The following is a 22852-nucleotide window of genomic DNA, read 5'->3' on the forward strand; positions in this document are numbered from 1 at the left end:
CCCCCTTGCTCGCCTTGCCGCCAGCATAGCGGCTCGGTGTGTGCTGGCGCCGGCCGCGGCCGGGGTGCGCGGTGGCGCCAACGCCGCTAGCATCGGTCGGCCCGGGGCCCGCCGCCCGGAGCCATGACCGGAGTCCGTGATGTGCCTGCCATCGTCCGTTCCCGTGCCCCCGCGTGCCGCGACGGCGCCGGAGCCACGGGGTTGAGCGGCGCGCGTTCGAGCCGGGATGGCGCTGTGGCCGTGTCCTTCAGCGCCGACGAGCGTGCCGCGGTCTACAAGGCCATTCGCGAGCGCCGCGACATGCGCCACTTCCTGCCCGGCCCGGTGGCGCCGGAGCTGCTCTCGCGCCTGCTGCAGGCCGCCCACCAGGCGCCCAGCGTCGGCTACATGCAGCCGTGGCGTGTCGTGCGCATCACCGATGCCGGCGTGCGCCAGGGGTTGCGCGAGATCGTCGAGCGCGAGCGCGTCGCCACCGCCGAGGCGCTGGGCGAGCGTGGCGACGCTTTCATGCGGCTCAAGGTCGAGGGCATGGCCGAGTGCGGCGAACTGCTGGTGATGGCGCTGATGGACGGCCGCGAGGCGCATGTGTTCGGTCGCCGCACCCTGCCGGAGATGGACCTGGCCTCGGTGGCCTGCGCGATCCAGAACATGTGGCTGGCGGCGCGCGCCGAAGGACTCGGCATGGGCTGGGTGTCGCTGTTCGAGGTCGAGGCGGTGCGCGTCCTGCTGGGCATGCCCGCCGGCGCCAGACCGGTGGCGATCCTGTGCCTGGGCCACGTCGAGGCGTTCTATCCCAGGCCGATGCTGGAAAGCGAGGGCTGGGCGCCGCGCGAGGACATGCAGGTGTACGAGAACCGCTGGCCGGAGGCGGAAGCGGGCGGCGCGGAAGAAGCTCGGTAGGACGGAACGCATTCGCCCGCGCGTCGGTGTCGGGCTTGCATGGAAAGGCGCGTTCCTTGATCGATGCGGGCGACCGGGTGTTCGCTTCCGGACGCCAGGTGTGATCGGATGCCCGCCGCTGCGCGCGGCGGTCCCGGTGCGGCCATGCCGTTGCCGCACGCCGGCGCTCCACCAAGGTCGGGGTGCGCGATCGCGGCAACGTCGCTAGGATCGGTCGCTCCAGAACGAGCCGTCCAGAACGAGCCATCTAGAAACCGGAGCCCGCCATGCGTGTAGCGTCGTTTGTCCCCCTGCCCCTGTCCGCCGCGATGGCGGCGGTCCTGGCCTTGATGGCACCGGTCGCGGCGCAGGCCCAGGCCGACGGCCAGCGGCCGGAGGTCGCCGCGGCCGCGCAGGCGGTCGGCGACAAGGTGGTCGCATGGCGGCGCGATATCCACGCCAACCCCGAGCTCGGCAACCGTGAGACCCGCACCGCCGCCCTGGTCGCCGAGCACCTGCGCGCGCTCGGTCTGGACCCGAAGATCGGGATCGCCACCACCGGCGTCACCGCCGTGCTCAAGGGCGGACGCCCGGGGCCGCGGATCGCGCTGCGCGCCGACATGGACGCGCTGCCGGTGACCGAGCGCGCCGACGTGCCGTTCGCGTCGAAGGTCACCACCACCTTCCGCGGCCAGCAGACCGGGGTGATGCACGCTTGCGGCCACGACGCCCACACCAGCGTGCTGATGGGCGTGGTCGAGGCGCTGGTGGCGATGAAGGAGGAGTTGCCGGGCGAGGTGATGTTCATCTTCCAGCCGGCCGAGGAGGGCCCGCCCGACGGCGAGGAGGGCGGCGCCGAGGAGATGCTGGCGCAGGGCATCTTCAAGGACTTCAAGCCCGAGGCGGTGTTCGGCCTGCATGTGTTCAGCACCCTCAACGCCGGCCAGATCGGCGTCCACGCCGGCCCGACCATGGCCGCGTCGGACCGCTTCAACATCGTCGTCAAGGGCCGCCAGACCCACGGCTCGCGGCCCTGGGGCGGAATCGATCCGATCGTCGCCGCGGCCGACGTGATCGGCACCGCGCAGACCGTGGTCAGCCGCCGCCAGGACATCTCCAAGCAGCCGGTGGTGCTGAGCTTCGGCGCGATCGAGGGCGGCATCCGCTACAACATCATTCCCGACCAGGTCGAAATGGTCGGCACCATCCGCACCTTCGACGAAGGCATGCGCCAGCAGGTGTTCGCCGATCTGATCAACGTCGCCGAGAAGGTCGCCCAGGCGCACGGCGCGACCGCGGTCGCGCAGGTGCCCGACACCAAGGGCAATCCGGTGACCGTCAACGATGCGGCGCTGACTGAACGCATGCTGCCGAGCCTGCGCAAGGTGGTCGGCGCCGACAACGTGGTCGACCCGGGCCTGACCATGGGCGCGGAGGACTTCTCGTTCTATGCCCGCGAGGTGCCGGGGCTGTTCTTCTTCGTCGGCTCCACCCCGCAGGGGCAGGATCCGAAGACCGCGCCGAGCAACCACTCGCCGGAGTTCTTCCTCGACGAGTCGGCGCTCGACATCGGCGTGCGCGCACTGCTGCAGGTCTCGCTGGACTACCTGAACGATCCGCCGCGGGGCTGAGCGCCGCGCGCAGGCGGGCAGCGCAGCGGCCGCCGAAGACGGCGCCCGCTCGCGCCGCCCCTGCCCGCGCCGGCGCCGTAAAATAGGCGGATGAACGATTCCCCCCGCAACGACGGCCTGCCGCTGGGCCGCCATGTCGACTATCCGCGCCACTACGACGCCGGCCTGCTGTTCCCGATCGCGCGCTCGCTGGGCCGCCACGAGATCGACGTCGACGACGCCGCGCTGCCCTTCGTGGGCATCGACCGCTGGCATGCCTACGAGCTGAGTTGGCTGGATGCGCGCGGCAAGCCGGCGATGGCGACCGCGACCGTGCAGGTGCCGGCGAACTCGCCGTTCCTGATCGAGTCCAAGTCGCTGAAGCTGTACCTGAACTCGTTCAACGCGACCGCGTTCGACGATGCGGAGGCGGTGCGGCTGCGCATCGCGACCGACCTGTCCGCCGCCGCCGGCGCGCCGGTGCAGGTCGCGTTCGGGCTGCCGCCGGCGACCCCGGAGCACGAGGGCGAGTCGATCGACGGTCTCGATGTCGCGATCGAGCACTACGGCCCGCCGCGCGCCGCGTTACTGGCCGCCGACGCCGGCCGCATCGTCGAGGAAGTGCTGTGCAGCGGCCTGTTGAAGTCGAACTGTCCGGTCACCGGGCAGCCGGACTGGGCGACCGTGGTGATCGGCTATACCGGTCCGCAGCTGGACCGTGCCGCGCTGCTGCGCTACCTGGTGTCGTTCCGCGATCACGCCGAGTTCCACGAACAATGCGTGGAGCGCATCTTCACCGACCTGCTCGCACGGGCGGCGCCGACCGCCTTGTCGGTGGAGGCGCGCTACACCCGCCGCGGTGGCCTCGACATCAATCCCTGGCGGGCCACTCCCGGTCACCCGCGACCGATCGAGACGCGCGACACGCGGCAATAGCGCGCTGCGTTCAGTCTTCCAGCGCTGCCTTCACCCGGGCGCAATGATTCCTTAACAGGGCGCGTGCCAGTGTGGTCGCAACGATCCAAACCGGCGAGGACCGTCCTGGATGAGTACCGAGAAAAAACCCGATTTCTCCAACGTGCAGAGCACGGTGAAGAGCACCGAGGAGATCATCGAGAAGCCCGACTTCAGCAATGTGCAGACGTCGGTGCAGTCGACCGAGGAGATCCTCGATCCGGATCCGGTCGAGCAGGCCTATACGGTCGAGAAGGGCGACACCCTGTCGGCGATCGCCAAGCGGTTCTATGGCAGTGCCGGCAAGTGGCCGCTGATCTTCGAGGCCAACCGCGACCAGCTCGACAATCCGGACCGGATCTTCCCCGGCCAGGTGCTGCGCATTCCGGCCGATCCGTCCGCGAGCGAAGAGACCGCGACCGACGCCTGAGCGGCCTTCTTCGTCCGCATCCACGCCCACTGCATTCGCAATCCGCATACGCATTCCAAGGAGAACCGCATGATGCGTCACCGCTCGACCTACGCCGTTGCCGCGGCCCTGGTGGCCACCCTGGCCGTTGCCGGCTGCAAGAAGGATGAACAACCGGCGCCGGAGGCCTCCGCGCCGCCGCCGGCCCCGACCCTGGAGCCCGCGGCTCCGGCCGCGCCGGCCGCCGCGACCGCGTCGGTCACCGGCGTCGAACTGGGCACCGCCGTCGGTGCCGACATGAACGTCACTTCGCCGACGACCACGTTCGCGCCGGGCGACACCATCATCGCCGCGGTGTCGACCGCGACCAGCGACCCCAACGCGACCGTCAACGGCAGCCTTGGTGCCAGCCTCGCCTTCGGCGGCGAGACCGTGGTGACCCAGGAGCCCAAGACCGTCGCCTTTGCCGGCAAGGGCGTGACCAACTTCGAGTTCAACAAGCCCGACGGCTGGCCGGCCGGCAGCTACACGCTGGACGTGACGCTGGACGGCGCGAGCGTCGCCAGCCGCGATTTCGAGGTCAAGTAAGCCGGCACGACCGGCACGCGACACACACCGTGCGGCGGCCATCGAAGGCGCCGCACAGCGATTTCTTCTCTCTCCCCCCGATTGGGTGGGCAAGCCAAGGCGCGATGCGAATCGCGCCTCTTTTTTGCCCGCCTCCGGCGCGGACTCAGCCAGTCCGGTCGCCGCCGGGGAATGTTCCGTCGAGGTAGTACCAGCGGCCGTCGATGCGACGGAAGCGGCTGATCTCGTGCAGGCGCGTGGCGGAGCCGCCGCCGACCCGGTAGCGGGCGATGAACTCGACCGTCGCCGCATCGCCCTCGCCGCGGTGTCCGCGCACGTCCAGCCCGAGCCAGCGCACCGTCCCAGGCGGGTCCAGCGCCAGCGTGGCCGGGCGGGTGTCGGGGTGCCAGCTTGCGCGCAGGTAGTCGGCGTCGCCGCGGACATAGGCGCTGTAGCGCGAGCGCATCAGCGCCTCGGCGGTCGCGGCGGCGGCGCCTGCGTGCAGCGGGCCGCAGCAGTCGGAATAGGTGTCGCCGCTGCCGCACGGGCAGGGCTCGGAAGCGGGCGAAGTCTTGCGCATGGCCGTCATTGTCGCCGGTTCCCGGCGGTATCCGGACCCCAGTCGTACTACCATGCGCATCCCGACCGCCTGGCCCGCCCGCATGAAAGCTCCCGCCTACCTCAATGACGACCAGATCGAACGCCTCGCCGACCTGCTCGAGCAGCGGGCGGTGCCCTTCAAGGGCTTCAACCTGGAAGCGCTGGACGGCTACCTGACCGCGCTGGTGGTCGGGCCCGAGGAAGTGCCGGCGGCCGAGTGGATGCCCCCGGTGTGGGGCACGCCGCCGCGCTGGGCCGACGAGGCCGAGCGCGCCGAGGTCGAGGCGCTGCTGCAGGGCCACCACAACATGGCCGCCGCCCGCGTCCGTCACGGCGAGGACGACCTGCCCGATCATCTGGCGCCGCTGCTGTGGCTGCCGGAGGACCCGGAGCAGGAGTTGCCCGAGGACGTCGCCGAGGAGGACCTCGACGTCGGCCGCGACTGGGCGCTGGGCTTCTTTACCGGCGTGTCGCTGCGCGAGGCGGCCTGGGACGCCTGGCTCGACGACAACGACTGGATGGAGGAGATCTTCGGCCTGTTCGACCAGCTCGCCAGCGGCGAGGTGCTCGGCGATGACCCGTCGGCGCCGCCGACCGCGGTCGGCTACCGCGAGCGGCTGGAGATCATCGCCAGCCTGCCGGGGATGCTGGCCGACCTGCATCACCACCGGATCGATGCGCTGACCCCGCGCGAGCCGATCCGCCGCGGCGAGGCGCCCGCGCGCAATGCGCCGTGCCCCTGCGGCAGCGGTCGCAAGTACAAGAAGTGCTGCGGCGCGGCCGATGGCGAGGCCTGAGCGCGGCGGGCACCGGCCCGGCTCCGGCCCGGCCGGCGCCGATGGCGTCGACCGGCGCTAGGGACGGGTCAGCAGTTCCAGCGCGTTGAGCATCGTCAACGCGTCCTCGCGCGAGCTGCCGCACATCTCCTGCGACGGTCGCAGCGATACGCAGAACGCCGGCCGCTCGGGCTTGCCGAAGATGCGGCAGCGCATGCGGTCGTCCAGCTGTACGCAGGGAACCCCGGCGGGCTTGCCGTGCGGCATGCCCGGAATCGGGGACTGGATGGAGGGGGCGATGCAGCAGGCCCCGCAGGCGCTTCGGCATTCCATTGCCGCATTCTCCCGGATCGGATGTCAATCGCCCGTCGACAGTAGCGCGTAGGACGCGCGCAGCTCGTTGTACACCGCGCTGGTGTCGGGGCGCACCCCGTGCCAGCGCAGGAACGCCTCGGCGGCCTGTTCGACCAGCATGCCCAGTCCGTCGACCACGATGTCGGCGCCGGCCGCGCGGGCCCAGGCCATGAACGGGATCGCGACCTCGCCGTAGCTCAGATCGACCGCGTCCGCGCGCGGCGCCACCAGCGAGCTGGGCAGGAACGGCAGCGCCGCCTCGCGCGCGGCCGAGGTCGCGTTGACGATCAGGTCGAAACCGCCGAGGTTGCCCAGGTCCTCGAAGTTGCGCGGGTGTACCCGCGCCGGCTCGCCGAGCGCGTCGGCCAGCGCGTCGGTGCGCGACGGCGTGCGGTTGACGATGAACAACGACTTGATGCCGGCGTCCAGCAGCGCGGGAGCGACCCCGCGGGCGGCGCCGCCGGCGCCGATCAGCAGCACCTTGCGACCGCGCAGGTCCTGGCCGTGACGCTCGGTCAGGTCGCGGACCAGGCCCAGGCCGTCGGTGTTGTCGCCGAGCCAGCCGTCGGCGCCGCGGGTCAGGGTGTTGGCGGCGCCGCAGCGGCGCGCGCGCTCGGTCAGCTCGCTGCACAGTTCGGCGGCGCGCTGCTTGTGCGGCAGGGTGATGTTGACGCCGCTGCCGCCACCGGCGGCGAAGGCCTCCAGCGTCGCTTCCAGCTGCTCGGGCGCGGCATCGATGGTGGTGTATTCCAGCGAGATGCCCCGCTGCTTTCCGAAGGTCGCGTGGATGCGTGGCGACAGGGAATGCGCCACGGGGTGGCCGATCACGGCAAAGCGCTTGGTCACGGACTCGGTCATTGGGGCCTCGCTTAGACTAGGGAGAAAACATCGGCTCGGACATCCTGGGGGTCATCATGCGGATCATCGTCGCCTGCGCATTCAGTCTACTCCCGGGACTGTGCGTGGCCATGTCAACGCCGCTGGCCATGGCCGGCGCGTCCGGGCTGTCCGAGTACGGGATCGAGGGCATGGGGGTGGTGTCGACGCCGGCCGCCGAGGGCCATGCCAGCGTCAGCGCCGACGGCCGGCGCATCGTCTGGGGCACGATCGACCGCGAAGGCGGCGCCGGCGGCATGGACCTGTGGCAGGCGACCCTGCGCGACGGCCGCTGGCAGGATCCGGCGCCGCTGGCGCTGAACACCGACGCCAACGAGTTCGACCCGATGCTCAGTCCGGACGGCCGCTGGCTGTACTTCTACTCCAACCGCGACGGCGGCTTCGGTGGCGACGACCTGTACCGTGCCGAGGTGATGGCCGATGGCGGCTTCGGGCCGGCCGAGAACCTCGGCGACGGCGTCAACAGCGCCGGCGACGAATGGGCGCCGATGCCCGGTCCGCACGCCGGTCAGCTGCTGTTCGCCAGCGATGGCCACGGCGGCGGCGGCCGTCACGACCTGTTCGTCGCGTCGTGGCGCGACGGCCGCTTCGCCGATCCGCTGCCGCTGCCGGGTGCGGTCAACACCGCCGCCGACGAGTTCGACGCGGCCTGGATCGGCGACGGCGCCGCGCTGGTGTTCGCGCGCAGCCGCGAGGCCAACGCCGCCCCGGTGCGGGTGTTCGTCAGCCGTTGCGAGGGCGACGGCTACACGGTGGGCGAGCCGCTGTCGCTGTCGTTCAACACCGCCGAGGCGGTCACCTTCGCCCCGGCCCCGGACTGGCACAAGCCCGGCGAACTGTTGGTCAGCGGCGTCGCCCGCGCGCCGCGCGCCGGCAAGCTCGACATCTACCGCACGGTGACGCCGCGGACCGAGGGCGACGGCGGCTGCCTCGATCCGGCGCGCTGAGGTCCGCCGCGGCGGGCCACGCTCAGGCGCCTGTCCGGCACTCCAGCTCGAAGGCGGCCCTGAGATGACCGCGCGCATCGGCGCCGGTCATCGCGGTCGCGCCTGAGATCAGCAGACCGGCCAGGCCATCGTAGAGCGCGCCCAGGCGCAGCGCGGTCGCCTGCGCGTCGGCCAGCGTCCAGGCGCCTTCGCGGCAGCCGGCGGCCAGCACCCGGGTCAGGTCCGCCTGCGCGCGCTGCTGGGTCGCGGCCAGCGCCCGCGCCATCTCGGTATCGCTGCGGGCCAGGTCCACCGCCTCGCTCCATAGCCGCCAGAACACGTGCTCGTCGGCCGAGAACGCCTGTTCCAGGTAGTGCGACATCGCCGCGCGCGGGTCGTCGTGGCCGCCGAACTGCAGCGGCAGGATCTGATCGAAGATCGCCGTCCATGCGGTGGCGCGCAGCTCCGGCCAGCGGAAGTAGTGGTTGAGCAGGCCCGCGCCGACGCCGGCGAGCCCGGTCACCGCGCGCGTGGTGGCGGCCAGCAGGCCCTGTTCCATCAGCACCTGGGTGGCGGCCTCGAGGATGCGCTCGCGGCCGCGGGCACCGGCGCTCATCGTCGCCTCCATGGTCCATTGACTGGAATTGAGCGATTGCTCAATAATGTTGAGCATGTGCTCAATTGGTGTCGCGACATGGTGAACGGTGACCGCAACGATCTGGTCGACACCCTGCGGCTGCTGGCGTTGTTCGGCATCTGCATCGTCAACATCGTATTCCTGGGGTTGCCGTCGGAAGCGGCGCTGGGCATGCCGGCGGCGGGGCCGGATCGTATCGCGGCGTTCCTGGTCGAGGCTCTGTTCCAGGCCAAGTTCTTCCTGCTGTTCTCGTTCCTGTTCGGCTGGGGCATCCATGTCCAGGCGCGGGCGGCACGGCGCGTGGACGCCTGCTTCGGCTGCCGGTACTTCCGGCGCACCGGCGCGCTGGCGCTGCTGGGCGTGCTGCACGCGCTACTGGTTTTCACCGGCGACATCCTGCTGCTGTACGCGCTTCTGGCGGTGTTGTTCTGGCCCCTGCGCGATCTGCCGCCCGGACGCCTGCTGGCGATCGCGGCGGCGATGCTGCCGCTCGCACTGGCGATGACGATAGCACTGGGCGTGAGCCTGCCCGATGGCAGCCCGCCCGAGGCGACCTCCGCCGGGCCGGGCCTGGGCGGCGACTTCGCCGACACCGTGCGCGCCCGCCTCGCCGACTGGCCGGCCACCTTCGCCTTCCTGCTCGCCTTCCAGGGGCCGCTGGCGTTCGCCGCGTATGCCGCCGGACTGGCGGCGGCGAAGAGCGGTTGGCTGGAGCGCCAGGCCGGCCCGGATGGCGCCTGGCGGCAACCGCAGCCGCTGCTGCCGTGGCTGTTGGCGATCGGGCTGCCGTTGAACCTGGCCTATGCCGCGGTCGCCGGCGGCTGGTTCGATGACGCCGATCCAATGCTGCAACTGCTGGGATTCGCCGCCATCGTGCCGGGAGCCCCGGTATTGTCGGCCGCCTACCTGCTGCTGGCGATCCGCCTGTCCGGTGGCCTGCGCCTGCCGCGATGGTGGCGGCAGGCCGGACGCAATTCGCTGTCGTCCTATGTGCTGCAGGGGGTGCTCGCAGGGCTGGTGTTCGGCGGCTACGGGCTGGGCCTGTTCGGCGAGCTGGGTCACGCCCGGCTGCTGGCCGTGGGCCTGCTGGTCGCGCTGGCCGCGGTCACGGCGGTCGGGGCGATCGCCGATCGCGTCGGGCGCGGCCCGCTGGAGGCGGTGCTGCGCCGGATCACCTACGGCCGCACCTGACACGGCCCGTGAGCGGATCAGCCCTCGCGCAGCCAGCGTGCGGCGTCGAGCGCGAAATAGGTCAGGATGCCGTCGGCGCCGGCACGCTTGAACGCCAGCAGCGCCTCCAGCGCGGTCGCGCGCTCGTCCAGCCAGCCGTTGGCGGCGGCGGCCTTCAGCATCGCGTACTCGCCGCTGACCTGGTAGACGAAGGTCGGCATGCCGAACGCGTCCTTCACCCGCCGCAGGATGTCGAGATAGGGCAGGCCGGGCTTGACCATCACCATGTCGGCGCCCTCGTCGATGTCCAGCCCGGTCTCGCGCAAGGCCTCGTCGGAGTTGGCCGGGTCCATCTGGTAGGTGAACTTGTTGCCCTTGCCCAGCGCCGCGGCCGAGCCGACCGCGCTGCGGAACGGACCGTAGAACGCACTGGCGTACTTGGCACTGTAGGCGAGGATGCGGGTGTTGGGCAGCCCGGCGTCCTCCAGCGCGACCCGGATCGCGCCGATGCGGCCGTCCATCATGTCGCTGGGCGCGACCACGTCGGCGCCGGCCTGAGCGTGCGACAGCGCCTGCCGGGTCAGTACCTCGACGGTGGCATCGTTGAGGATGTAGCCGTCCTCGTCGAGCAGGCCGTCCTGGCCGTGGGTGGTGTACGGGTCGAGGGCGACGTCGGTGATCACGCCCAGCTCGGGGAAGCGCTGCTTCAGCGCCCGCACCGCGCGCTGGACGATGCCGTCCTCGGCCCAGGCGACGGTGCCGTCGGCGGTCTTCTTGTCGACGTCCGGCACCCCGAACAGGGTCAGCGCGGGCACGCGCAGCTCGCTGGCCTGCTCGGCCACGCGCAGCAACTCCTCGATCGACAGGCGATCGACGCCGGGCATCGACGGTACCGCTTCGCGACCGTCGCGCTCGTGGACGAAGACCGGGTAGATCAGGTCGTCGGTGGTGAGGGTGTGCTCGCGCATCAGCCTGCGCGAGAACTCGTCGCGGCGCATCCGCCGCATGCGGTTGTCTGGAAAGGCCATGCGCGGATTTTACGCGCTTGCGCTGTGCCCCGGGTGGCGGCTCGGGACGCCGGCGCCGGGCGCGGGAATCAGAACATGCCCGATCAGAGCACGCCCGATCAGAGCACGCCGCCGCCCATGCTCAGGCGGACGATGCCGACCACGATGACGATGCCGTTGAGCAGCAGGCCGGTCTTGGCGCGGCCGTTGTGCTCGCTGCGGGTGAACATCACGCCGATCGCACCGATGACCGCGCCGATCGCCGCGAACGGGATCAGCAGCCAGTTGGCCCAGCCGATCAGCGGAATCAGCGCGATCACCATCCAGGCCATCGCGACAATGCCCCAGAGCAGACTGATCAGTCCCATCGTGCGGTTCTCCTTTGCGGGGCGGGCGCCCCTGTACCCGATATGGTGGTCGAGAAGGGGCGATCAAGCCTGTCTCGGAAGTCACCCTGCCGTGGCGGCGCCTGGTGCGGCGAAAGGGACGGGCGTTCGCCAGGGCGCGAGGCAGTGCCTCGGGTTGCTGCGCTCGTGGAGATGGCTGTTGCCATCCATGGCGGGACTATTCGGGCTTCGGGTTGTCCGGCCCGGCTGGCCGGCCCCGCGCAGCGCGCGGGGCGTTCGTCCAGGGCGCGAGGCGGTGCCTCGGGGTGTTGTGTTTGTGGGGGTGGCTGTTGCCATCCATGGCGGGACTATTCGGCTTCGGGTTGTCCGGCCCGGCCATTGGTGGCCGGGCGTTCGCCAGGGCGCGAGGCAGTGCCTCGGGGTGTTGTGTTTGTGGGGGTGGCTGTTGCCATCCATGGCGGGACTGTTCGGGCTTCGGGTTGTCCGGCCCGGCCATCGGTGGCCGGGCGTTCGCCAAGGCGCGAGGCAGTGCCTCGCAAGCGCCTTGGCTCACCCATGTGCTCCGTCGATTTCCATTCGCAGGTCGCGGCGGCAGATCGCCGCGTGCAGGACGATCCTCGGCACCTCGGGGCCGAGCCGTTCGGCGACCAGGCGCTCGACCTCGGCGATCGCGTCGCGGTCGCGCACGTAGACCTTGAGCCGGCTGCTGGCGTCGAAGCGCGCCGGCAACGCCGGCTGGCGCGCGCAGGCCGCCGCCAGCAGGCTGTCGAAGTTGGCGAAGGTCTCGGCGACCTGGTCGGCGACCGATTCGGCATGGCGGGTCTGGTGGCCGACCACCGCGGCGGTGCCCGACAGCATCAGCGGCATCGTCGCTCCGGCCGGGGGCAGCATCGCGCGGGCGAAGCTCGGCGGCTGCGGGCCGTACTGGCGCGGGTAGCGCCAGGCGCTGACCTGGCGCGGATTCTCCAGCGGGGTGCCGGGACGGCGCGCGGCCAGCCAGTAGACCTGAAGACGGCGCACGCCGTCGCTGCGGCCGATCGCGGTGGCGGCGGGCAGGGTGCCGGGGCGGATCTCGCCGACGGTGGCGGTGATGCCGCGCGCGCGTCCGCTGCAGAAGCGGCGGTAGCGTTCGTCGTCGCCGTGGCCGGCGGTGATGTCGGCGATGTAGTTCCAGGTCCGCAGCAGGTGCGGGAAGCCGTGGGCGTGGATGCAGGCTTCCAGCCGACGATAGGCCGCGTCGGCTGCCGCGTCGATATCGGTATCGCCATCGGCGAGGACGGGTTCGTCGACCTCGACCGCACCGAACAGCAGGGTCCCGTCGCGGGCCCAGGCGACATCGCCGTCGCGGCCATGGACGACCGGGCCGGTCGCGCGCCAGACCTCCAGCGGCGCCGGGCCGTGCGGCTGCAGGCCCAGGCGCAGATAGCGCGGGTCGTCGCTGGCGGGGGCCTCGCTGCCGAAGCCCAGCACCGCGAGCACGGACGGTTCGTCGAGCAGGTCCGGCAACGGCGCGTGCACGTAGTCGATCGCCAACCGCGGCGGCAGCTCGAAGGCGGGGCGCGCGCTCATCGGCCGGCTCCGGTTCCGGCATCCAGTGCCGGTTGCTGCGATCTCGCCGCCGGCGTCGCTTCGCCGGTCAGCGGCGCGGCCCGGTGCAGGGTTTCGTCGCCGTCGTAGCGGACCCGCGCCTGACGCCGCCGATGGCGCCAGCCGCGCAGCGCGGCCGGGGCCAGCTGCAGGGCGGTCAGTGCGTAGATCCAGCGGAACACGCGCAGGCGCTTGAGCACCGCGGGGTTGTCGAATACGTCGCCGGCCAGCATCGAGATCACCGCCTGCTCGACCTGCCAGGTGTTGCGCGGATGATTGAACAGGTGGCGCATCACCGGCGTGTTGAAGCGGTAGATGAACCACTGGAAGTGGCGCAGGCCGCGCTTGAGCCGCGTCTGCATCGCCCGCTGCAGGGCCGCTTCGCGCGCCGGCTCGCGCAGGCTGCCGTCGACCACGTCGGCGGCCTGCTCGGCGCTGTTCATGCCCAGGTAGACGCCGGAGGAGAACACCGGGTCGACGAAGGCGTAGGCGTCGCCGACCATCACCCAGCCCGGGCCGGTCATGCGCTCGCAGGTATAGGAATAATTGCCGGTGACGTGGACATCGCCGACCCGCTCGGCGCCATGCATGCGGGCGGCGACCTGCGGTTGCGACAGCAGGGTCTTCATCAGGAACGCCCCGGCGTCGCCGCGGCGCTGTTTCAGGTATTCCGGGAAACACACCGCGCCGACGCTCATCACATCGCCGGGCAGCGGGATCAGCCACATCCAGCCATGTTCGAAACGCTGTACGGTGATGTTGCCGGCGTCGTCGCCGTCGCGGCGCTGGACCCCGCGGAAATGGCTGAAGATCGCCGCCGACTGGTGCTTCTCGTTCTTGCGCTTGAGCCTGAGCTGGCGGCCGAGCACGGTGTCGCGGCCGCTGGCGTCGATCAGGTAGCGCGGCGCGAACGTCTGCGTGTGGCCGTCGCCGTCGCGCGCGTGGACGCGCGCCGGGCGGCCGTCGCTGCCGAACTCGATGCGTTCGACCCGCACTCGTTCGCGGGCGTCGACGCCGTTGTCGCGGGCATGCGCGAACAACAGCGCGTCGAAGTCCTCGCGCCGGACCTGGAACGCATAGCCGAACTTCGGGTCGAGCGCGCGTTCGAAGCGGAAGGTGTTGTAGTCGTTCGCCCGGGCCTGCGCATCGATGCCGTCGCCGCTGAGCGGGAATTCGGCACCGGGCTTGTGGGTCGCGATCGCGCGGACCTGCTCCAGCACGCCGAGACGTTCCAGGATCGGCAGGTTCATCGGCAACAGCGATTCGCCGATGTGGAAGCGCGGGTGGGCGTCCTTTTCCAACTGCACGACCCGCCAGCCGCGCCGGGCCAACAGGGTGGCGGCGGTACTGCCGGCCGGGCCGCCGCCGATCACCAGCACGTCGCAGTGCCCGGCGGTGCCGGCATCCGCCGTCCGCGGGCGGGGTTCGGGGGCGGTGGCGGAGCCCTGGGGGGCATCCACGGTGGCGTCGTTGCTCATCGCGCCATGATAGCGGTCGGCCGCGTCGCGGTCGTGCCCGCGAGGCCGCGCCGGCGGCCCGGCCGGCCCATGCCGAATGGGGTGCGGCTTGCGCGGGGCGTCCCGATCGCGGATCGTTGCGGGCCTTGTCTTACCGTTTCGATGGACCTGCGATGTCTGAACAAACCGCCGCCGAGCGCGAACTGGCCGAGCTGCTGGTCGAGAGCCTGAATCTGGAAGGCGTTGCCGCCGAAGGCATCGATCCGGAGGCGCCGCTGTTCGGCGAGGGGCTGGGACTGGACTCGATCGACGCGCTGGAGCTGGCGCTGGCGATCACCAAGCGTCATGGCATCCAACTGCGTTCGGACGGCGACGAGAACCGCCGGATCTTCGCATCCCTGCGCTCGCTGGCGGCGCACATCGAGCAGCGCAAGGCGGCCTGAGGGCGCCCGGCGCCCGCACGCGGTCGCGGAACCGGTCCCGGTGATTCACTGGCTGCCCCGACTGCTGCTGGCGCTGGCCTATCCATGGCTGGCGCACTGGGCCAGTCACGGCGGCGGGGACACGCTGGCGGTGGTGGCCCTGCTCGATCTGGTGCTGGTGGTGCTGGTCGACGCCCTGCTGCGACGGCGCCCCGGCGCCTGGTTGGCGCTGGGGGGAGCGATCGCGGCGCTGGCGCTGCTGCACGGCGGGGTGTGGCCGCGGGTGCTGCTGCTGATGCCGCCGATGTTGTTCACCGGGCTGGCGGCCTGGTGGTTCGCGCGCAGCCTGTCCGATCCGCGCGGCGCGCTGATCTCGCGGATCGTCGCCGGCCTGGAGCGGACCACGCCGGCGGCGCTGGCCCCGCCCCTGCGGCGCTATACCCGCCGACTGACCCTGGCCTGGGCGCTGGTGCTGGCGACGCTGTGCCTGGTCAACGGTGCGCTGGCCCTGGTCGCGGTGCCGGATGGCGCGCTGGCACTGCTGGGGTGGCCGGCGCCGTTCTCCGTTACCCGGGAGCAATGGTCATTGTTCGCCAACCTGCTCAACTACGGGTTCGTCGGCCTGTTCTTCTTCGCCGAATACCGCCTGCGCCGGCACCTGTTCCCGCAACGCCCGTACCGCGATTTCATCGACTTCCTGCGGATGATGGCGCGGCTCGGTCCGGCGTTCTGGCGCGGATTGTTCGCCAGGCGCTGAGTCGGCGAGCGCAGCGGCGGGCCCTGGGTATCGCCGCGAGCCCGTATCCTTCCGCCCATGATCCTTTCGTCCATGGAGTTTCGCATCGCACCGGACCATCCCTGCCTGCCGGGCCATTTCCCGGGCCGGCCGCTGGTGCCCGGCGTGGTCCTGCTCGAGCATGTGATCGAGGCGGCGCAGGCCGCCGGTGCTCCGGCGCAGGCGTGCTGGCGCTGGCCGCAGGTGAAATTCCTGGCCCCGCTGGCGCCGGGCGAGCGGGCGCGGATCGAACTGCAGCCGCTGCCGGAGGTCGTTGCCGGCTGGCGCTTCCGGATCCTGCGCGGGACGCAGCTGCTGGCCAGCGGCGAACTGAGGGCGGCATGAGCGCGGACCGTTCATTGCCGGGCGGCGACTGGACCCGGCGTCCGGAGGGCGGTGGCCGCATCGCGCTGCGCCTGATCGCCTTCGTCGCCCGCCGCGGCGGGCGCGGGCTGGCTCGCGTGCTGCTGTATCCGATCACCGCCTATTTCCTGGCCATGCGCGGACCGGAGCGACGCGCCTCGCGCGCCTATCTGCGGCGCGTGCTCGGCCGGCCGGCGCGGCTGCGCGATGTCGCACGCCATATCCACACGTTCGCCAGCACGATCCTCGACCGGGTGTTCCTGCTGGGCGGCGATCTGCGCCGCTACCGGATCAGGGTCGAGGGGCTGGACGTGCTGGAAGGCCATCTGGCGCGCGGCCGCGGCGCGCTGCTGTTCGGTTCCCACCTGGGCAGTTTCGACGCGCTGCGCGCACTGGCCGCGTCGCGCCCGGACGTGCAGGTCCGGGTGGTGCTCGACAAGCGCCACAATCCGGCGATCGTCGAGGTGCTCGACGCGCTCAATCCGGAGCTGGCCCGACGGGTGATCGACGCCAGCCAGGACGGTCCGTCGATCGTCCTGGCGATGCAGCAGGCGCTGGACGACAACGCCCTGGTCGCGGTGCTGGTCGACCGCGCCCGGCCCGGCGAGCCGGTCCAGTCGATGCCCTTCCTCGGCAGTCCGGCCGCGTTCCCGACCGCGCCGTGGGCGATCGCCGCGGTGCTCGGCCGGCCGGTGGTGCTGGCATTCGGGCTGTTCCGTGGCGGCAACCGCTATGACCTGGTGTTCGAGCGCTTCGACGACGGCGGCACGGTCCCGCGCGGCGAACGCGCGCGGCGGCTGCAAGCTTCGGTACAGCGCTACGCGCAGAGACTGCAGGCGCGGGTGCTCGACGCCCCGTACAACTGGTTCAACTTCTACGATTTCTGGCAGGACCGATGATGAGCGATCCGTTGCGCCCCGAATCCGGACGATCGATGGCGATCGCGGCGATGCTGCTGGCCACGACCATGGCGATGGCGCCGCTGCCTGCGGCGGAGACGCGGCGTGACGCCGCATCCGCGGGGCTTGTCGGCGCGGACGCCGACGTCGACTGGGTGCTGGCGCGGATCGCGCGTCCGGCGCCGGCGCGCACGCCGTTCCTGGAGTTGCGCGACTCGCCGCTGCTGAAGGCGCCGTTGCGGGTCCAGGGCGAGTACCGCCGCGAGGCCGACGATGCCCTGGTGCGGGAGGTGAGCTCGCCCTATCCGGAAACCACCACCATCGCCGAGGGTACGGTGCGGATCGAGCGGGCCGGGCGTTCGCCGCGGAGCTTCGCGATGTCGCGGGCGCCCGAGCTGGCCGCGTTGCAGGCCAGCTTCGGCGCGCTGCTGGCCGGCGATCGCGCGCGCCTTGAACGCCACTACCGGGTCGAGGTCGACGGCAGCCGCCGCGCCTGGACGCTGGTGCTGACGCCGCGCGACGCGAGCCTGGCCGCGCAGGTGGCGTCGGTGACCCTGTACGGACGCGGCGCCGAACTGCGCTGCATCGAGAGCGCTCCGGCGGATGGCCGCGTGCAGCGCAGCCTGCTCGCCGGTGCGGTGGTCGATGCCGACGGGGTCGACGACCCGGTCGCGCTGGCGGCGCTGTGCCGGGGCGCGGACGTCGCCGCAGACGCTCGATGAGGGCGGTCCCGCGCCTGCTGCTGACCCTGCTGTGGCTGGCGGTCCTGGTCGCCGCGATCGCATGGATCGGACGCCACCTGGAACTCAGCGGCGATCTGCGCCGGTTCATGCCGAGCCCGCGCACGCCGGCGCAGAAACTGTTGATCGACGAGCTCGGCGAGGGGCCGGGGGCGCGCCTGCTGTTGGTCGCGCTGGGCGGCGATTCGCCGGAAGCGCTGGCGCAGCGGTCCGGGCGGATGCAGGCGCGGCTGCGCGACAGCGGCCTGTTCGCGGTGGTCGCCAATGGCGACGAGCGGGGGCTGGACGCGGTGCCCGAGCGACTGCGGCCGTACCGCTACCTGCTGTCGGATACCGTCGACGGCCACGGTTTCGATCGCCACCTGCTGGCCGACGCGCTCGACCAGCGCGTGCAGGACCTGGGCTCGCCCGCGGCCGAACTGGTCGAGCCACTGCTGGCCAGCGACCCGACCCTGGAGGCGCTCAAACTCGTCGAGGCCTGGCAGCCGGCCAACGCACCGCACAAGCGCGGCGGGGTCTGGTTCGACCGCGACGGCCGCGAAGCGCTGATGCTGCTGGAAACCCATGCCGCCGGTTTCGACCCCAGCGGGCAGCAGGCGGCGATGGCGGCGATCCGCGACGCCTTCGCCCATAGCCGCGAGGCCGGTGACGGCGATGCCCGGCTCACGGTGACCGGGCCGGGCGCGTTCTCCGAGCAGATCGGCGGCCGCACCCGCCGCGAGGCCAGCCTGTTCGGCAGCCTCGGTGGCGCCGGCTTCGCGCTGATGCTGCTGCTGGCCTATCGCCGCTGGCAGGCGCCGCTGCTGGCGGCGTTGCCGGTCGCCAGCGCCGGCGTGCTCGGCCTGGCCGCGGTGGCGGTCTTGTTCGCGGACGATGGTGTGCACGGGATCACCCTCGCCTTCGGCTTCACCCTGATCGGAATCGCCGCCGACTATCCGATCCATCTGTTCAGCCATCTGCGGCCTGGCGTGTCGCCGGGCGAGAGCGCCTGGCTGATGTGGCGCACCCTGGCAACCGGGGTCGCCTCGACCTGCCTGGCCTACCTGACCTTCTTCGTGTCCGGCGTCGATGGCCTGCGCCAGCTGGCGGTGTTCACCGTGGTCGGCCTGGCGACGGCCGCGCTGACCACCCGTTTCCTGCTGCCGGCCCTGCTTGCGCCGGCCCGCGACGACATCGCCGGGCGCGAATCGATGCGGCGCCTGCACGCGGCGATCGAGCGGTTGCCGCGGCTGGCGGCGCCGGTCGTGCTGGGGATCGCCGCGGCGGCGGTGGCGGTGGTGGTGTTCGTGCCGGGCACGTTCTGGCAGAACGACCTGGCCCGGCTGACCCCGGTGCCGGCGGATGCGCTGGCCCGCGACACGCAGCTGCGCGAGGCGCTGGGCGCGCCGGACGTGCGTTACCTGATCGTGATCGAGGGCGATGACCTGGAGGACGTGCTGGCGCGCTCCGAGCGGCTGCGTCCGCTGCTCGATGCGTTGCGCGCCAGCCATGTGCTGGCCGGCTATGACATGGCCGCGCGCTACCTGCCGAGCGCGGCGACCCAGCGCGCACGCCAGGCGCGGTTGCCGGACCGCCCGGCCCTGCGCGCCGAGATGGCCGCCGCGCTGACCGGCACGCCGTTCCGCGCGGATGCGTTCGACGCCTTCATCGACGACGTCCAGCGTGCGCGGCAGGCGCCGCCGCTGCGGCTCGACGATCTCGCCGGCACCCCGCTGGAGGCGACCCTGGCCGGTCTGCTGCTGGTCGGGGACGGGCGCGCGACCGCCCTGGTCTCGCTCAGCGGGTTGGCCGATCCCAACGTCGTCGCCCAGGTCGCGCGGGCCAACGGTGCGCAGTTGCTGGACCTCAAGCGGACCTCGGAGTCGCTGGTCGCCGAGTACCGCGCGCGGGTGCTGTGGGCGCTGGCGCTGGCCGTGCTGCTGCTTGCCGGCGGCGTCTACGCGATGCTGCGCGATCTGCGCCGCACCATCTGCGTGCTGGCGCCGATGCTGGTCGCCACCGCGCTGGTGCTGGCGGTGCTGCGCGGGCTGGGGGTCGAGCTGAACCTGTTCCACCTGGTCGCGCTGATGCTGGCGGCCGGGCTCGGGCTGGACTATGCGCTGTTCTTCGACCACGCCGGCGCCGATGCCGCCGAGCAGCGACGGACCCTGCACGCGGTGATCGTGTGCGCGGTATCGACCCTGCTGGTGTTCGCCCTGCTCGCGCTTTCGCAGATACCGGTGTTGCGCGCGATCGGCGTCACCGTGGCGCTGGGGGTGCTGTTCAACGTGCTGCTTGCGCTGTTGATCGCACGTCGGCCGGCGGTGGCGGCATGAGCGCCGACGCGCCGTTGCTCGACCGTGCCGACATCCTCGGCCTGGTCCCGCATCAGGGCGCGATGTGCCTGTGGAACGCGGTGCTGGCCTGGGATGCGGAGCGGATCCGCGTGCGCGCCGACAGCCACCGCGATCCGGCGCATCCGTTGCGCCGGCACGGCCGCCTGGGCGCGGTGCACCTGTGCGAGTACGGCGCGCAGGCGATGGCGGTGCATGGCGGTCTGCTCGCCGCCGACGCGCCGCCACGCGCGGGGCTGCTGGTCGCGCTGCGTGGGGTGGCGCTGTCGCTGGCCCGCATCGACGACCTTCCGGGGCCGCTGATCGGCGAGGCCGAGCGCCTGGCCGACAGCGCCGCCGGCCAGTTGTACGGATTCCGCATCCTCCACGACGGCCGCACGATCGCGCAGGGCCGCGCGATGGTCGCGCTGGGCGGTGCCGTCGACTGACCGCGGCAGCCGGAAGCACGAAACATGTAAGCTGCCCGGGCTCCGCTCAATCGATATAGGGACATGCGCATGACCGAGCCGCACAGCCACCTGGAAATCGCCCTGGCCTCGATCCGGGTCTTCACCGACGACGGCCGCATGGACCTGGGCGAGCTGGAACGGCTGCTGGAACTGGCCTTGCGCGACCGGGCCGTCGATGAGGACGAGAAGCGGGTGCTGGCCAACATCTTCGCCCGCGCCGAGAAGGACGGTGTCGAGGCCGAGGTCGCCGCGCGCATCGCCGAGGTCCGCCGTCGCCACGCCCTCCCGGCCTGAGCCGCGCCGCACGGCCCTCCCGAGACGTCAAGCACCCCGTGGCGGGGTGGATGCGCTGCGTCACCGGCATCACATGTAATGAAATTGTTTTATACATGTGATGTCTTGACAGTGTCACATGTGATGGGTACTGTCGGTCCCATGGAACGCAAGACCTCTGCCTACTACCAGCGTCGTCACCGCGAACGCCTGCGCGACATGGGGCTGGTGAAGAAAGAGCTTTGGATCCTGCCGGAGTTCGCCGATGAACTGGCGGCAGTCGAGCGACGCATGCGCCAGCCTCGCGGCTCGGTGCCTACCCAGAAGGAGATCGGTATGAACGAGCCCAAGGTCTGGACCGCGGCCGCGCTGCATGAAGCGCTGTCGGCGACGGATGTCTTCCGCAGCGGAGCGGTGTCGGTGGAGCTGCTGGACGGCGCCACCCCCAGTCTGCACCTGGTGATGCACGACTACGGCGACCTGCCGGTGTTCCTCGCCGTGGAAGGCGAGCAGATCATCGTCGAAGCGCTGCTGTGGCCGGTCGCCCAGGTCAAGGACCCGGCGGCCTTCAACGAGGAAGTGCTGCGCACCCACAAGCTGTTCCCGCTGTCGACCATCGGCATCGAGGTCGTCGACGGCGACCCGGTCTACATCATGTTCGGCGCGCTGGACGCCCACTCCAGCCTGTCCAACGTGGTGTTCGAGATCGACACCCTGGCCGACAACGTGATCAAGGTCACCGAGGCCTTCGAGCCGCGCCTGCGCGACGCCGCCTGAGCGGCGCCCGACCGATTAACGGAGAGACGTCATGAACATCTGGAGCAAGCTGTTGACCGCCCTGCGCGGCGGCGCGAACGAGGTGGGTGAGTCGATCATCGACGGCCAGGCGCTGCGCATCCTGGACCAGGAAATCCGCGACTCCGACGCCGAGCTGCGCCGGTCCAAGGAAGCGCTGGCCGAGATCATGGCCAAGCACAAGCTGGCCGAGGCCCGGTTGGCCAAGTCCAACGAGAAGGCGGCCGAGTACGAGGCCTACGCGATCAAGGCGCTGGAGTCCGGCGACGAGGCGCTGGCGCGCGAGGTGGCCGGCAAGATCGCGGTGCTGGAAGGCAGCCGCGATGCCGAGCAGGCCCAGGTCGAGCAGTTCGCCGCCAGCATCGCCGACCTGCGTCGTGCGGTCGCCCAGGCCGAGACCAACATCCGCCGCCTGAAACAGCAAGTCGACACGGTCAAGGCGACCGAGAGCGTGCAGCGTGCGCAGGCCACGGTCGCGCACCGCTACAGCGGCTCGCAGAGCAAGCTGCAGACCGCGATCGACTCGCTGGAACGGATCAAGGTCAAGCAGGCCGAGCGCGGCGCGCGGATGGAAGCGGCCGCCGAGCTGGCCAAGGACGACGGCCAGGACGCGGTCGACGTCAAGCTCAAGGAGGCCGGCATCATCGCCGATGCCGCCAGTGCCGAGTCGGTGCTGGAGCGGCTGAAGCAGAAGCAGGCGGGTTGAGATCGGACTGTCTGAGAGCGGCTGGCAAGGACCGGCCGGTTGGGCAAGGCCGGTTGAGCAAGACTGGTTGAGCAAGACCTGTTGAACGGACGGTCGGGTCGGGCCAGGCCCGGACCGACGACCAGCAAGCGGCGGCAGGGAGGCCGCGCACAAGACCGGGCACGGAGGCCCGGCGACCTGCCGGTGGAGTGACCGGCGGGACAGGATCGGCCAGCGGCAGCCGCCGCGCCAGCGTCAGGGGAGATCGCCAGTGGAGACATTCCTGCAGATCGTTTTCTCGTACCCGACCGCGGTCTATACCGTGCTGCTCGGCGTACTGGTCGCGTACTGGTTGATCGCGATGCTGGGGATGATCGACTTCGAGATCATCGACGGCTGGTTCGAGAGCGATGTCGAGATCGGCGAGGCGGTCGACGCGGTCGATGGCAACGCGATGGCCGGCATCATGGCCAAGCTGGGGCTGGGCGGGCTGCCGCTGATGATCGTGCTGACCGTGCTGGTGCTGGTCGCATGGATGTTCAGCTACTACAGCGACTACCTGCTGCTGCGGCATCTGCCCGGCGGCGTGCTGCGGCTGCTGACCGGCACCGCGTCGATGGTCGCCAGCTTCGTCGTCGCGATGCCGGTGGCCGGCCTGCTGCTGCGCCCGGTGCGCAAGCTCTACGCCAAACTCCGCCCGGAACCGCCGCGCTCGCTGCTGGGCATGGTCGGGGTGGTGCGCAGCCCGCGGGTCGACGCCCGCCAGGGCATCGCCGGGGTCGAGGACGGCGGCGCCGGCCTGGTGCTGCAGGTGCGGACCGAGGCCGCGGAGGGCTTCAAGCGCGGCGACCGGGTGGTGCTGATCGAGCACATCGAGGATGACAACGTCTATCGGGTGATGGGCGAGGACGAATTCAGGGGGCTGTGACCTGCGTGTCGCC

Annotated in this window: 26 protein-coding genes and 1 pseudogene; 19 read left to right on the forward strand and 8 right to left on the reverse strand. The window is 71.3% G+C overall.

Features of this window, described 5'->3' with window-relative positions; all coding sequences use genetic code 11:
- Positions 1 to 234: 234 nt before the first annotated feature.
- The 5 genes from bluB to C9I47_RS01640 all read left to right on the forward strand — a co-directional run bounded on the left by bluB (position 235) and on the right by C9I47_RS01640 (position 4440).
- Positions 235 to 900 (forward strand): 5,6-dimethylbenzimidazole synthase, encoded by a 666-nt coding sequence (gene bluB, locus C9I47_RS01620; protein ID WP_223250229.1) that lies wholly within the window; start codon positions 235 to 237, stop codon positions 898 to 900.
- 308 nt (positions 901 to 1208) lie between these two features.
- Positions 1209 to 2510, forward strand: coding sequence for an amidohydrolase (locus C9I47_RS01625; protein WP_111265185.1), 1302 nt, complete (start codon positions 1209 to 1211; stop codon positions 2508 to 2510).
- A gap of 90 nt (positions 2511 to 2600) precedes the next feature.
- Positions 2601 to 3425, forward strand: coding sequence for an NADPH-dependent 7-cyano-7-deazaguanine reductase QueF (gene queF, locus C9I47_RS01630; protein ID WP_111265186.1), 825 nt, complete (start codon positions 2601 to 2603; stop codon positions 3423 to 3425).
- A gap of 109 nt (positions 3426 to 3534) precedes the next feature.
- Positions 3535 to 3873 carry a LysM peptidoglycan-binding domain-containing protein gene (locus C9I47_RS01635; protein ID WP_111265187.1) on the forward strand — a complete coding sequence of 113 codons (339 nt, stop codon included), beginning with the start codon at positions 3535 to 3537 and terminating at the stop codon, positions 3871 to 3873.
- A gap of 69 nt (positions 3874 to 3942) precedes the next feature.
- Positions 3943 to 4440: a hypothetical protein gene (locus C9I47_RS01640; protein ID WP_111265188.1), complete on the forward strand. Its 498-nt coding sequence runs from the start codon at positions 3943 to 3945 to the stop codon at positions 4438 to 4440.
- Between the two features lie 145 nt (positions 4441 to 4585).
- On the opposite strand, the gene C9I47_RS01645 is transcribed toward C9I47_RS01640, so the two are convergent.
- On the reverse strand, positions 4586 to 4999 hold the full coding sequence (locus tag C9I47_RS01645; RefSeq protein ID WP_111265189.1) for a YchJ family protein: 414 nt from the start codon (positions 4997 to 4999) through the stop codon (positions 4586 to 4588).
- 82 nt (positions 5000 to 5081) lie between these two features.
- On the opposite strand from C9I47_RS01645, the gene C9I47_RS01650 reads away from it, so the two are divergent.
- On the forward strand, positions 5082 to 5816 hold the full coding sequence (locus tag C9I47_RS01650; RefSeq protein WP_111267898.1) for a UPF0149 family protein: 735 nt from the start codon (positions 5082 to 5084) through the stop codon (positions 5814 to 5816).
- A gap of 57 nt (positions 5817 to 5873) precedes the next feature.
- On the opposite strand, the gene C9I47_RS01655 is transcribed toward C9I47_RS01650, so the two are convergent.
- Together C9I47_RS01655 and aroE are read right to left on the reverse strand one after the other, a co-directional pair.
- Positions 5874 to 6128 carry a YkgJ family cysteine cluster protein gene (locus C9I47_RS01655; RefSeq protein ID WP_111265190.1) on the reverse strand — a complete coding sequence of 85 codons (255 nt, stop codon included), beginning with the start codon at positions 6126 to 6128 and terminating at the stop codon, positions 5874 to 5876.
- A 24-nt stretch (positions 6129 to 6152) separates the two neighbouring features.
- Entirely contained in the window at positions 6153 to 7007 is an 855-nt protein-coding gene (gene aroE, locus C9I47_RS01660; protein ID WP_111265191.1) for a shikimate dehydrogenase, read from the reverse strand.
- A 110-nt stretch (positions 7008 to 7117) separates the two neighbouring features.
- Between aroE and C9I47_RS01665 the strand changes: the two genes are divergently transcribed.
- Positions 7118 to 7993 carry a TolB family protein gene (locus C9I47_RS01665; RefSeq protein ID WP_111265192.1) on the forward strand — a complete coding sequence of 292 codons (876 nt, stop codon included), beginning with the start codon at positions 7118 to 7120 and terminating at the stop codon, positions 7991 to 7993.
- 22 nt (positions 7994 to 8015) lie between these two features.
- Here C9I47_RS01665 and C9I47_RS01670 read toward each other — a convergent pair whose 3' ends face one another.
- A complete protein-coding gene (locus tag C9I47_RS01670) occupies positions 8016 to 8645 on the reverse strand; it encodes a TetR family transcriptional regulator C-terminal domain-containing protein (protein ID WP_223250230.1) in 630 nt (209 codons plus the stop codon).
- Positions 8646 to 8666: 21 nt separating this feature from the next.
- Here C9I47_RS01670 and C9I47_RS01675 point away from each other — a divergent pair, with 21 nt between their 5' ends.
- A complete protein-coding gene (locus C9I47_RS01675; protein ID WP_111265193.1) occupies positions 8667 to 9800 on the forward strand; it encodes a DUF418 domain-containing protein in 1134 nt (377 codons plus the stop codon).
- Between the two features lie 17 nt (positions 9801 to 9817).
- On the opposite strand, the gene hemB is transcribed toward C9I47_RS01675, so the two are convergent.
- From hemB to C9I47_RS01695, 4 genes and pseudogenes are all read right to left on the reverse strand, one after another.
- Positions 9818 to 10807: a porphobilinogen synthase gene (hemB, locus tag C9I47_RS01680; RefSeq protein ID WP_111265194.1), complete on the reverse strand. Its 990-nt coding sequence runs from the start codon at positions 10805 to 10807 to the stop codon at positions 9818 to 9820.
- A gap of 98 nt (positions 10808 to 10905) precedes the next feature.
- On the reverse strand, positions 10906 to 11154 hold the full coding sequence (locus C9I47_RS01685) for a hypothetical protein (RefSeq protein WP_111265195.1): 249 nt from the start codon (positions 11152 to 11154) through the stop codon (positions 10906 to 10908).
- Between the two features lie 528 nt (positions 11155 to 11682).
- A complete protein-coding gene (locus tag C9I47_RS01690) occupies positions 11683 to 12702 on the reverse strand; it encodes a chorismate transformation enzyme, FkbO/Hyg5 family (protein ID WP_111265196.1) in 1020 nt (339 codons plus the stop codon).
- Positions 12703 to 12782: 80 nt separating this feature from the next.
- Positions 12783 to 14198: pseudogene (locus tag C9I47_RS01695) on the reverse strand (tryptophan 7-halogenase); the annotation flags it as partial.
- 152 nt (positions 14199 to 14350) lie between these two features.
- Between C9I47_RS01695 and C9I47_RS01700 the strand changes: the two are divergent.
- From C9I47_RS01700 to C9I47_RS01750, 11 genes are all read left to right on the forward strand, one after another.
- The gene (locus C9I47_RS01700) at positions 14351 to 14620 is read left to right on the forward strand and encodes a phosphopantetheine-binding protein (RefSeq protein WP_111265198.1); all 270 of its coding nucleotides are present in this window, start codon (positions 14351 to 14353) and stop codon (positions 14618 to 14620) included.
- Between the two features lie 40 nt (positions 14621 to 14660).
- A complete protein-coding gene (locus tag C9I47_RS01705; protein WP_223250231.1) occupies positions 14661 to 15356 on the forward strand; it encodes a COG4648 family protein in 696 nt (231 codons plus the stop codon).
- A gap of 72 nt (positions 15357 to 15428) precedes the next feature.
- Positions 15429 to 15719, forward strand: coding sequence for an ApeI family dehydratase (locus C9I47_RS01710; RefSeq protein ID WP_111267901.1), 291 nt, complete (start codon positions 15429 to 15431; stop codon positions 15717 to 15719).
- Positions 15716 to 16636: an LpxL/LpxP family acyltransferase gene (locus tag C9I47_RS01715; RefSeq protein WP_111265199.1), complete on the forward strand. Its 921-nt coding sequence runs from the start codon at positions 15716 to 15718 to the stop codon at positions 16634 to 16636. Before C9I47_RS01710 ends, C9I47_RS01715 begins: the two co-directional genes overlap by 4 nt.
- On the forward strand, positions 16636 to 17358 hold the full coding sequence (locus tag C9I47_RS01720; protein WP_111265200.1) for a LolA-related protein: 723 nt from the start codon (positions 16636 to 16638) through the stop codon (positions 17356 to 17358). Before C9I47_RS01715 ends, C9I47_RS01720 begins: the two co-directional genes overlap by 1 nt.
- Entirely contained in the window at positions 17355 to 19691 is a 2337-nt protein-coding gene (locus C9I47_RS01725) for an MMPL family transporter (protein WP_111265201.1), read from the forward strand. Before C9I47_RS01720 ends, C9I47_RS01725 begins: the two co-directional genes overlap by 4 nt.
- Positions 19688 to 20137 (forward strand): phosphotransferase, encoded by a 450-nt coding sequence (locus C9I47_RS01730; protein ID WP_223250232.1) that lies wholly within the window; start codon positions 19688 to 19690, stop codon positions 20135 to 20137. The genes C9I47_RS01725 and C9I47_RS01730 overlap by 4 nt, the downstream gene beginning before the upstream one ends.
- Positions 20138 to 20206: 69 nt before the next feature.
- Positions 20207 to 20452, forward strand: coding sequence for a hypothetical protein (locus tag C9I47_RS01735; protein WP_145985398.1), 246 nt, complete (start codon positions 20207 to 20209; stop codon positions 20450 to 20452).
- A gap of 141 nt (positions 20453 to 20593) precedes the next feature.
- A complete protein-coding gene (gene bacA / locus C9I47_RS01740; protein WP_111265203.1) occupies positions 20594 to 21208 on the forward strand; it encodes a biofilm formation regulator BacA in 615 nt (204 codons plus the stop codon).
- Positions 21209 to 21239: 31 nt separating this feature from the next.
- Complete coding sequence (locus C9I47_RS01745; protein WP_111265204.1) at positions 21240 to 21932, forward strand: PspA/IM30 family protein; 693 nt, start codon at positions 21240 to 21242, stop codon at positions 21930 to 21932.
- 250 nt (positions 21933 to 22182) lie between these two features.
- Positions 22183 to 22839, forward strand: coding sequence for an OB-fold-containig protein (locus C9I47_RS01750; protein ID WP_111265205.1), 657 nt, complete (start codon positions 22183 to 22185; stop codon positions 22837 to 22839).
- The last annotated feature ends 13 nt before the right edge of the window (positions 22840 to 22852 follow it).

The sequence above is a fragment of the Marilutibacter maris genome, assembly GCF_003233695.1.
Lineage (GTDB): Bacteria > Pseudomonadota > Gammaproteobacteria > Xanthomonadales > Xanthomonadaceae > Marilutibacter > Marilutibacter maris.

What these genes read in the sequence shown, in the direction of transcription:
- C9I47_RS01655 (WP_111265190.1), bottom strand. Translation starts at nt 6,128, where the DNA reads ATGGAATGCCGAAGCGCCTGCGGGGCCTGCTGCATCGCCCCCTCCATC.
- C9I47_RS01645 (WP_111265189.1), bottom strand. Translation starts at nt 4,999, where the DNA reads ATGCGCAAGACTTCGCCCGCTTCCGAGCCCTGCCCGTGCGGCAGCGGC.
- C9I47_RS01650 (WP_111267898.1), top strand. Translation starts at nt 5,082, where the DNA reads ATGAAAGCTCCCGCCTACCTCAATGACGACCAGATCGAACGCCTCGCC.
- aroE (WP_111265191.1), bottom strand. Translation starts at nt 7,007, where the DNA reads ATGACCGAGTCCGTGACCAAGCGCTTTGCCGTGATCGGCCACCCCGTG.
- C9I47_RS01690 (WP_111265196.1), bottom strand. Translation starts at nt 12,702, where the DNA reads ATGAGCGCGCGCCCCGCCTTCGAGCTGCCGCCGCGGTTGGCGATCGAC.
- C9I47_RS01635 (WP_111265187.1), top strand. Translation starts at nt 3,535, where the DNA reads ATGAGTACCGAGAAAAAACCCGATTTCTCCAACGTGCAGAGCACGGTG.
- C9I47_RS01670 (WP_223250230.1), bottom strand. Translation starts at nt 8,645, where the DNA reads ATGCTCAACATTATTGAGCAATCGCTCAATTCCAGTCAATGGACCATG.
- C9I47_RS01675 (WP_111265193.1), top strand. Translation starts at nt 8,667, where the DNA reads ATGGTGAACGGTGACCGCAACGATCTGGTCGACACCCTGCGGCTGCTG.
- C9I47_RS01685 (WP_111265195.1), bottom strand. Translation starts at nt 11,154, where the DNA reads ATGGGACTGATCAGTCTGCTCTGGGGCATTGTCGCGATGGCCTGGATG.
- queF (WP_111265186.1), top strand. Translation starts at nt 2,601, where the DNA reads ATGAACGATTCCCCCCGCAACGACGGCCTGCCGCTGGGCCGCCATGTC.
- C9I47_RS01730 (WP_223250232.1), top strand. Translation starts at nt 19,688, where the DNA reads ATGAGCGCCGACGCGCCGTTGCTCGACCGTGCCGACATCCTCGGCCTG.
- hemB (WP_111265194.1), bottom strand. Translation starts at nt 10,807, where the DNA reads ATGGCCTTTCCAGACAACCGCATGCGGCGGATGCGCCGCGACGAGTTC.
- C9I47_RS01745 (WP_111265204.1), top strand. Translation starts at nt 21,240, where the DNA reads ATGAACATCTGGAGCAAGCTGTTGACCGCCCTGCGCGGCGGCGCGAAC.
- C9I47_RS01710 (WP_111267901.1), top strand. Translation starts at nt 15,429, where the DNA reads ATGGAGTTTCGCATCGCACCGGACCATCCCTGCCTGCCGGGCCATTTC.
- C9I47_RS01700 (WP_111265198.1), top strand. Translation starts at nt 14,351, where the DNA reads ATGTCTGAACAAACCGCCGCCGAGCGCGAACTGGCCGAGCTGCTGGTC.
- bacA (WP_111265203.1), top strand. Translation starts at nt 20,594, where the DNA reads ATGGAACGCAAGACCTCTGCCTACTACCAGCGTCGTCACCGCGAACGC.
- C9I47_RS01735 (WP_145985398.1), top strand. Translation starts at nt 20,207, where the DNA reads ATGACCGAGCCGCACAGCCACCTGGAAATCGCCCTGGCCTCGATCCGG.
- C9I47_RS01665 (WP_111265192.1), top strand. Translation starts at nt 7,118, where the DNA reads ATGTCAACGCCGCTGGCCATGGCCGGCGCGTCCGGGCTGTCCGAGTAC.
- C9I47_RS01640 (WP_111265188.1), top strand. Translation starts at nt 3,943, where the DNA reads ATGATGCGTCACCGCTCGACCTACGCCGTTGCCGCGGCCCTGGTGGCC.
- C9I47_RS01715 (WP_111265199.1), top strand. Translation starts at nt 15,716, where the DNA reads ATGAGCGCGGACCGTTCATTGCCGGGCGGCGACTGGACCCGGCGTCCG.
- C9I47_RS01625 (WP_111265185.1), top strand. Translation starts at nt 1,209, where the DNA reads ATGGCGGCGGTCCTGGCCTTGATGGCACCGGTCGCGGCGCAGGCCCAG.
- C9I47_RS01725 (WP_111265201.1), top strand. Translation starts at nt 17,355, where the DNA reads ATGAGGGCGGTCCCGCGCCTGCTGCTGACCCTGCTGTGGCTGGCGGTC.
- C9I47_RS01720 (WP_111265200.1), top strand. Translation starts at nt 16,636, where the DNA reads ATGAGCGATCCGTTGCGCCCCGAATCCGGACGATCGATGGCGATCGCG.